This window comes from Craterilacuibacter sp. (assembly GCF_051659485.1).
In the GTDB taxonomy this organism is placed as follows: Bacteria; Pseudomonadota; Gammaproteobacteria; order Burkholderiales; family Chromobacteriaceae; genus Craterilacuibacter.
On sequence record NZ_JBOFOO010000408.1, the window covers coordinates 1 to 7,756 of the forward strand.

Consider the following 7,756-nt stretch of genomic DNA (forward strand, 5'->3'; position numbering starts at 1 on the left):
CCGTGCGGCCCGATCAATACCGTAGACGAAGCCTTTGCCGACCCGCAGATCCGCCATCGCCAGATGGCGCTGCAACTGCAGGACAGTGCCGGGCAGCAGGTGCCGCAAGTCGCATGCCCTATCCGCCTGTCCGGCACACCGCTCGAATACACATTGGCACCGCCCAAACTGGGCGAGCATTCTGCCACCATCCTGGGTGAACTGGGTTATACGCCGCAGCAAATTGCCGCCTTGCGCGAACAAAGTGTGGTTTAAACGGTCGTTCGTTTTTGACGCAATGCATTAAAAATAGCATTATTGCATGCAACATGGAGAAAGCCTGGCGTAAGGCATAAGGAGAAGCGGTGGAACGCGAATATATGGAATACGATGTCGTGGTCGTCGGTGGAGGCCCTTCCGGGCTGACCACCGCGATCCGTCTCAAGCAACTGGCAGCAAAAACCGGGCAGGAACTCAGCGTCTGCCTGCTGGAAAAAGGCTCGGAAATCGGCGCGCATATCTTGTCCGGCGCCGTGATCGAGCCGCGCGCACTGGAAGAACTGATTCCGGACTGGAAAGAAAAGGGTGCGCCGCTGAATACGCCGGCGAAAAAAGACGCGTTCCTGCTGTTGACTGAAACCGAATCGGTGCAGCTGCCAACGCCTCCGCAGATGCACAACGAAGGCAACTATATTGTCAGCCTGGGTAATTTCTGCCGCTGGCTGGGGCAGCAGGCTGAAGAATTGGGTGTGGAAATCTACCCGGGCTTTGCCGCCGCCGAAGTGCTGTATCACGCCGATGGTTCGGTCAAGGGGGTCGCCACCGGCGACATGGGCATCGCTAAAGACGGCGAGAAAACCGATGCCTGGCAGCCGGGAATGGAGCTGTGGGCCAAGCAGACCATCTTCGCCGAAGGCTGCCGCGGTTCGCTGACCAAGACCCTGTTCCAGCGCTTCGACCTGCAGCGTGATGCCGATCCCCAGACCTACGGCATCGGTATCAAGGAGCTGTGGGAAGTCCCGCCGGCCCAGCATGAAGAAGGCAAGATCGTGCATACCGTGGGCTGGCCGCTGGATTCGGCCACTTATGGCGGCTCTTTCCTTTATCACCTCGAAGGCAATCAGGTGGTGGTCGGTTATGTGGTCGGTCTGGATTACAAGAATCCCTATCTGTCGCCGTTTGAAGAGTTCCAGCGCTTCAAGACCCACCCGGCCATCAGCCATTATTTCAAGGGCGCACGGCGTATCTCTTATGGTGCCCGCGCGCTGGTCGAAGGCGGTCTGCAAAGCCTGCCCAAGCTGACCTTCCCCGGTGGTGTACTGGTTGGCGACACGGCGGGCTTTTTGAACATGCCCAAGATCAAGGGCACGCATACCGCGATGAAGTCGGGCCTGTTGGCGGCCGATTCGGTGTTCGAGTTGCTGACCTCGGGTGAGGGCGGCAACGAGGCGCTGGCCTATCCGGCACGTTTCGAAAAGAGCTGGCTGAAGGACGAGTTGTACCGCGCACGCAATATCCGCCCGTCGTTCCGCTGGGGGATGTGGGGGGCGATGCTGTACTCGGCCATCGATACCTATATTTTCGCCGGCAAAGCGCCGTGGACGCTGCGCCACAAGCACAAGGATCACGAGTGCCTGCGCCCGGCCGACGAGTTTGCCCCTATCGTCTATCCCAAGCCGGACGGCAAGCTGACCTTCGACCGCTTAAGTTCGGTGTTTATTTCCAACACCAACCATAGCGAAGACCAGCCGCCGCATTTGAAACTGAAAAACGCCGATGTGCCGATTCAGATCAATCTGGCCAAGTACGATGCGCCCGAGCAGCGTTATTGCCCGGCCGGCGTGTATGAAATCATGGGGCAGGAAGAAGGCCAGCCGCGTTTGCAGATCAATGCGCAGAACTGCGTGCACTGCAAGACCTGCGATATCAAGGACCCGACCCAGAACATCAACTGGACTACGCCTGAAGGCGGCGGCGGGCCCAACTACCCGAATATGTAAGTCGCGTATCCTGCAACCCGGCCCCGCGCCGGGTTTTTCATGTGGCGAACTAGGGGAGTGTGGTTTTTTGCTGGGGGCTTGCCTGTGCCGCCTTGACAATCCCGGTTCATCTTGTCAGGATGATTGCCATGAACACGCCAAACGCATTCGCTCACGCTTATTATTGGTACCGCACCTTGGGTGGCGGCGCCGGTGGGTTTGCGTGAACTGAATTCGCAAAGAATCCCGAACGAATGCCGCCGCAGTCAGGCGGCATTTGTGCATTTAGTACTCAGGCACATCAGGCTCCAGACTGCGGCACCCTGGAGCAGCTCCGTATGGCAGACAGTAAAGACATTATCGCTACCCCCCAGACCGCCTTGCCGCTAGCGCGCACTGCCGTGCTGTGGCCTGTCTATCTGCTGGCGGACGCCGAGGCCTTGTCTTGCGGCAAGCCGGTCTCTCTCGCGCCTTTGGCGCTGCTGGAGGCGGGGGATGCCGGCCTGATCGAGTCTTTGATTCCCGAAATCCGCCAGCTGGCCATCTTGCTGGCTGCGCGCCGCTATTGCGAAGCGCAGCCGGCTGTTCCGCGCCTGAGCGATAGTGCCGACTGGCTGGCCGCCCGCATCTTGCTGCTGGGCTTGACGCATATCGCCTTGCCCGAGTCGGCCCTGCCGCTGCTGGCCAGTGCCAACCGGCGTCTGGCGGCGCTGGCCGGGGGCTTGGGTTTGGCCGCTCCCAAGGCCGAAGCCTTGTTGCTGACGCCCGAGTCGGGCGTCGCTGCGGACTTGATTCAGGCTTGGGGCGAGACGGCATTTCAAAATATGATGGATGGCGACTGCGCCATCAGCCGTACCCGTGCGCTGCGGGTTCATTTGCGTTTGCGTGCCAGCGCGTGGCTGACGCGGCTGGGTTTGTAACCGGACAATATAAAGGAGCTGCAGGATGGATTATGAAGTAATAGGCACCGGCGATCGCCGGCTAAACAATCTGGCGCTGCTGGTGTATGCGATTCAGGCGATCAGCCTGTTTACCGGCCTGCCGGCGCTGGTCGGGCTCGTCATCAACTACCTCAAACTGCCGGATGTGCGCGGCACCCTGTTTGAAAGCCACTTCCGCTGGCAGATCCGTACTTTCTGGTGGATGCTGCTGTGGTCTGTCGTCGGTGGCCTGCTGGCGTGGATACTGGTCGGCTTCGTTATTCTGGGCGTGGCCTGGCTCTGGTTTGTCTATCGCATCATCCGCGGATTTCTGGCACTGAACGACGGCAAGGCAATGCCGCTTTAAGCCGGGTAAAACCGGCTATTGCCTTGTTTTGCCATGTTTTTTATTGAATTTATCGCCTGTCGCGTGACAGGCCATCCCGCGATGGGCACAATGCCCTCCTTTTCCCGTCAGACTGGTCATGGATCCCGAGCTTCTAACCCTGATCGCCACACGCCACATGCCCTTCGGTAAGTACAAGGGAATGCTGATTGCCGATTTGCCGCAGGCTTATCTGGTGTGGTTCGCGCGCAAGGGCTTTCCGCCGGGAGAAACCGGCCGCCTGCTGGCGCTGACGCTGGAACTCAAACACAACGGCTTGATCCATCTGGTCAACCCTTTAAGAAAGCAGTAAATAATGGCGATCCAATGGTTCCCCGGCCATATGAACAAGGCCAAGAAGGATGTGGCCGAGCGTCTGCGCGGTATCGATGTCGTCATCGAGATGCTGGATGCCCGTCTGCCGGCCTCCAGTGTCAATCCGATGATCGCGCAAATGGCGCGCCGCAAACCTACGCTCAAGATTCTCAACAAGCAGGATCTGGCTGATCCGGTAGTGACCCAGCAGTGGCTAAGCTGGTATCGCAAGCAACCCGGCACCCAGGCTATCGGTCTGGATGCCGGCGAGCGTGCGCCGACCCAGCGGCTGATCAATGCCTGCCGTGAACTGGTACCCAACCGTGGCGGTCTGGATAAGCCTTTGCGCGTGATGATCTGCGGCATTCCCAACGTCGGCAAATCCACGCTGATCAATACCATGACCGGCCGCAAGATTGCCAAGACTGGCAATATGCCGGGCGTGACCAAGGGCGAGCAGCGCATCATGCTGGCCGACGACTTCGAGCTATTCGATACCCCTGGCATGCTGTGGCCCAAGATCGAGGTGGAAGAGGGCGGCTACAATCTGGCGGCCAGCGGCGCGGTCGGCCGTAATGCGATGGACGAAGAAGAAGTCGTGCTCGAATTGCTCAAATATCTGCTGCAGCACTATGCGGCTGAACTGGCGGCGCGTTACAAGCTGGACGACATCAGCGGCCTGCAAGACTGGCAGGTGCTGGAAATGATAGGCAAGAAGCGTGGCGCGGTACTGGGTGGCGGCCGCATCAATATCCAGAAAACCTCCGAAATCGTACTGACCGAGTTCCGCGACGGCTTGATCGGCCGCTTGACGCTGGAGCGTCCGGACGAATGGGCGGTATGGAAGAAGCGCGCCAAGGAACTGATCGCCGAGCGTGCCGCCGCCAAGCAGGCGCGCGAGCAGGAATACGCCAAGCGCGCCAACGGCAAGCGTAACTGAGCGCATGGACAAGCTGCTGCCCTATGTGCTGATCGCGGTCGGCTTGTCGGCCTTTGTCTATTTGTGGCGTCTGGGTGAAACCGGGCGCGCGGCCGAAGCCTGGCCGACGGCCATCGGTGAAATCACCGGAAGCCGGATCGATAGCCGCCTGCGCCGTGGTGGCGGCGATGCTAGCGCCCGCGAAGAGTACAAGGCGCTGCTGACTTATCGCTACCGTTACAACGGTGTGGACTACACCGGCGCTACCGTGTCTTTCCCCGATGCCGGCTACCAGTCAAGTGTGTCCAGCGCCGAGGCCAGAGTCGCCAAATATCCGGTGGGCAGCAAGGTGAAGGTGTATGTCAATCCGGCCCATCCGGCGCAAGCCTGCCTTGAGGCCGGACGGCACTGGACGGTATGGATAGGGCTGGCGCTGACTTTGCTGTTTGTCGCCGCGGGCGCGGGGCTGTTACTGGGCCTGATCTGAAGCGATGGTTTTGCAAAGCGGTGTCCAGGGGACACCGCTTTTTTACGCCCGTTTTGCGTGCGGCTTGGCCGCAGTCTGGACGATGGGGTGCCATTTCGCTGCTTATGTCATTTTATAGTTGATTTTTATCAATACAACATCAATTTTAATAATAAATTATCTATTAATGTTTGAGGCTTGCGGACGCGAAGCGTAAAGTAAGTGCTCCCTAAATGGCTGGATGGAGTGCTTCATGTCGTTTCGCCGTATTGCCCCGCTTACCGCTGCCTGTCTCGCTGCTTTCTCGATGTCTGCCTTTGCCGCCCCGCTGGACCCTGCCAAGGTCAAGTCGGTCGTTGATGCACAGGTCCCGGCTTATCTGCAGGATCACAAGGCCATTACCGAGATCGAATCGCCCACCGGCGACAAGGCAGGTAGTCGCCAGATGGCCGATTGGCTCAAGGCCCGCTTCGAGCCGCTGGGTTACAAGGCCGAGTACCGCGAGAACGACGCCGGCACCCATGTCATCCTGCGCAAAAAAGGTGAAGGCCAGCAGCGTGTGCTGATTCTGGGCCATACCGATACCGTGCAGCCCAAGGGTAGCCTGGTCAAGAAACCGTACAGCTATGACGCCAAGACCGGCCTGTCGCAAGGCCCGGGCGCAGGCGACAGCAAGGCTTCGGTCGCCCAGCTGCTGCATTTCGCTCAGGCAATGGAAAAGCTGGGGTACAAGAACTACGGCGAGATGATTTTCTACTTTGATGCCGAAGAAGAAGTCGGCTCCGATCTGGAAGAGCAGATCCTTGACGAGCTGGCCAAGCAGGCCGACCTGACGCTGTCGGTCGATACTGCCCGTCCGGGCTGGGGCCTGACCACGCAGCGCAAGTGGGCTGCCAACTTCGATATCAGCGTCAAGGGCACGACCGGCCACGCCGGCAACTCGCCGCAGTCGTCGGCCAGCGCCACGGTCGAGCTGGCTAACCAGATCACCCGCATCATGAAGCTGGCCAGCCCGCTGCCGAAAGATCCGTCCCAGTTCACGCCTCAAGCTCTGGTCAAACGCGGCCTTTCCGACCATGGCCAGTTTATTCCCGAGCTGACCATTAACGTCGGTGTGATCGAAACCCCGAATACCAAGCGCAATAGCGTGCCGGCCGCCGCCAGCGCCAAGCTGGATGTGCGTGGCTACAAGGCCGAAGACCTGAAGAAGATTCAGGCTGCCATCGCCAAGATTGCCGCCACCCCTGCCGTAGGTGGCACCAAGGTCGAAGTGAAGGGGCCATTCGGCTTCCTGCCGGCGATGGAAAAAACCCCGGCGGCTGCGCGTCTGGTTGAATCCTACAAGAAGATCGTCAAGCAGCAATACGCGGCCGACGTGGTGGAGTGGTCGGGTGGTGGCGTGACCATCGGTAATTTCACCGCCAAGCATATTCCGACCATAGACGGCTTGGGCGTGGAAACCGACTACGAGCACGATCTGGACAAGGAAACGGTAGACCTGAAAACCTTTGCCCCGCGCACCGTCAGCATGATTTTGTTGCTGGATGAAGTTGCGGCCAAGGGACTGCAGGCCAAGTAAGGCCGGCTTAGGCATCTGTCGCACAGGGCGCCCGCGTGGCGCCCTTTTTACGTACTGCCTCATCGAAAGCATGGCTGGTGGTTGGTTTTCCTGATTTAATGCTTTGGCATTATTTGCAACGAAAAACTGGGAGCGACAGCATGCAGCAAAGCGACTTTTATGCGGCAAAAATCGAGTTCGAGACCGACAGCTACGATGTGTTCACCCAGTTGCAAAATGGCGAGGCGCTATTGCTGGTAGACGGGCGCTCGCCGGCGGCATTTGCTGCCGAGACGCTGCCGGGGGCCATCAGCCTGCCACACCGCAGCATCAATCGCGACAGCACGCGCGATCTGCCGCGCGATGTGCTGCTGGTCAGCTTTTGTGACGGCATCGGCTGCAATGCCTCGACCAAAACCGCGCTGGCCTTGTCGCGACTGGGTTTCAGGGTCAAGGAGTTATTGGGCGGCATCGACTGGTGGAAGCGCGACGGCTACGCGACCACCGCGACGGCAGGGCAAGATATCGATTGCGGCTGTGGAGGCTGAGATGGACAGTTTCGAGCTTAATGCGCAGGGGCAGCCGCTGGGCTTGCCGGTGCCCGGCTGGCAGGGTGCAACCTTGCCGCAAAAAATCACGCTTAACGGGCGTTATTGCCGGCTTGAGGCGCTGGATGCCGCCCGCCATGGCGAGGCACTGTATGCGGCGCTGGCCGGCGATGCGGCGGGCTGGACTTATCTTGGCGGCAGGCCTGGCAGCCTCGCGGATTTCATGGTCAAAATGCGCAGGGATGAAAACAGTACGGATCCGCTGTTTTTTGCCATTGTCGACGACAGTGGCCAGGCGCAGGGCATCGCCAGCTATCTGCGCATCGATGCGCTCAATGGCGTGATCGAAATGGGCTGGATACATTTTTCACCGCACCTGCAGCGCAGTCGCGTGGCGAGCGAAGCGCTGTTCTTGCTGCTGCAGCACGCTTTTGCGCTGGGCTATCGCCGCTGTGAATGGAAGTGTGACGCGCTGAATGCGCCATCGCGTGCGGCCGCCTTGCGTCTGGGCTTCAGCTACGAGGGTACTTTCCGTCAGGCGCGGGTCCGGCCGGACGGGCGCAACCGCGATACGGCATGGTTTTCGCTGCTGGATGGCGAGTGGCCGGCGGTGCAGCAGGCATTCAACGACTACTTGCTGCCGGAGAATTTCGATGCGCAGGGCAGCCAGCGGCGGGCACTGGCGGC

General features: G+C 59.7%; 10 protein-coding genes. All 10 read left to right on the plus strand.

Features of this window, described 5'->3' with window-relative positions; genetic code table 11:
• Positions 1–255 (plus strand): CoA transferase (locus ACRC1E_RS13800; RefSeq protein ID WP_438515665.1); only part of this gene is annotated, 255 nt, incomplete at its 5' end.
• Positions 256–359: 104 nt separating this feature from the next.
• Complete coding sequence (locus ACRC1E_RS13805) at positions 360–1,979, plus strand: electron transfer flavoprotein-ubiquinone oxidoreductase (protein ID WP_438515674.1); 1,620 nt, start codon at positions 360–362, stop codon at positions 1,977–1,979.
• Between the two features lie 317 nt (positions 1,980–2,296).
• The gene (locus ACRC1E_RS13810; protein ID WP_438515666.1) at positions 2,297–2,878 is read left to right on the plus strand and encodes a hypothetical protein; all 582 of its coding nucleotides are present in this window, start codon (positions 2,297–2,299) and stop codon (positions 2,876–2,878) included.
• A 25-nt stretch (positions 2,879–2,903) separates the two neighbouring features.
• Positions 2,904–3,245: a DUF4870 family protein gene (locus ACRC1E_RS13815; RefSeq protein WP_438515667.1), complete on the plus strand. Its 342-nt coding sequence runs from the start codon at positions 2,904–2,906 to the stop codon at positions 3,243–3,245.
• A 118-nt stretch (positions 3,246–3,363) separates the two neighbouring features.
• Positions 3,364–3,576, plus strand: coding sequence for a DUF3820 family protein (locus ACRC1E_RS13820; RefSeq protein WP_438515668.1), 213 nt, complete (start codon positions 3,364–3,366; stop codon positions 3,574–3,576).
• Between the two features lie 3 nt (positions 3,577–3,579).
• Entirely contained in the window at positions 3,580–4,518 is a 939-nt protein-coding gene (ylqF, locus tag ACRC1E_RS13825; protein ID WP_438515669.1) for a ribosome biogenesis GTPase YlqF, read from the plus strand.
• Between the two features lie 4 nt (positions 4,519–4,522).
• A complete protein-coding gene (locus tag ACRC1E_RS13830) occupies positions 4,523–4,984 on the plus strand; it encodes a DUF3592 domain-containing protein (protein ID WP_438515670.1) in 462 nt (153 codons plus the stop codon).
• A gap of 232 nt (positions 4,985–5,216) precedes the next feature.
• A complete protein-coding gene (locus ACRC1E_RS13835; protein ID WP_438515671.1) occupies positions 5,217–6,542 on the plus strand; it encodes a M20/M25/M40 family metallo-hydrolase in 1,326 nt (441 codons plus the stop codon).
• Positions 6,543–6,682: 140 nt separating this feature from the next.
• Positions 6,683–7,069 carry a rhodanese-like domain-containing protein gene (locus ACRC1E_RS13840; RefSeq protein WP_438515672.1) on the plus strand — a complete coding sequence of 129 codons (387 nt, stop codon included), beginning with the start codon at positions 6,683–6,685 and terminating at the stop codon, positions 7,067–7,069.
• 1 nt (position 7,070) lies between these two features.
• The coding region (locus tag ACRC1E_RS13845; protein WP_438515673.1) for a GNAT family N-acetyltransferase at positions 7,071–7,756 on the plus strand (686 nt) is incomplete at its 3' end.

Coding starts and splice junctions, on each gene's coding strand:
- ACRC1E_RS13805 (WP_438515674.1), top strand. CDS start 360: ATGGAATACGATGTCGTGGTCGTCGGTGGAGGCCCTTCCGGGCTGACC.
- ACRC1E_RS13810 (WP_438515666.1), top strand. CDS start 2,297: ATGGCAGACAGTAAAGACATTATCGCTACCCCCCAGACCGCCTTGCCG.
- ACRC1E_RS13815 (WP_438515667.1), top strand. CDS start 2,904: ATGGATTATGAAGTAATAGGCACCGGCGATCGCCGGCTAAACAATCTG.
- ACRC1E_RS13820 (WP_438515668.1), top strand. CDS start 3,364: ATGGATCCCGAGCTTCTAACCCTGATCGCCACACGCCACATGCCCTTC.
- ylqF (WP_438515669.1), top strand. CDS start 3,580: ATGGCGATCCAATGGTTCCCCGGCCATATGAACAAGGCCAAGAAGGAT.
- ACRC1E_RS13830 (WP_438515670.1), top strand. CDS start 4,523: ATGGACAAGCTGCTGCCCTATGTGCTGATCGCGGTCGGCTTGTCGGCC.
- ACRC1E_RS13835 (WP_438515671.1), top strand. CDS start 5,217: ATGTCGTTTCGCCGTATTGCCCCGCTTACCGCTGCCTGTCTCGCTGCT.
- ACRC1E_RS13840 (WP_438515672.1), top strand. CDS start 6,683: ATGCAGCAAAGCGACTTTTATGCGGCAAAAATCGAGTTCGAGACCGAC.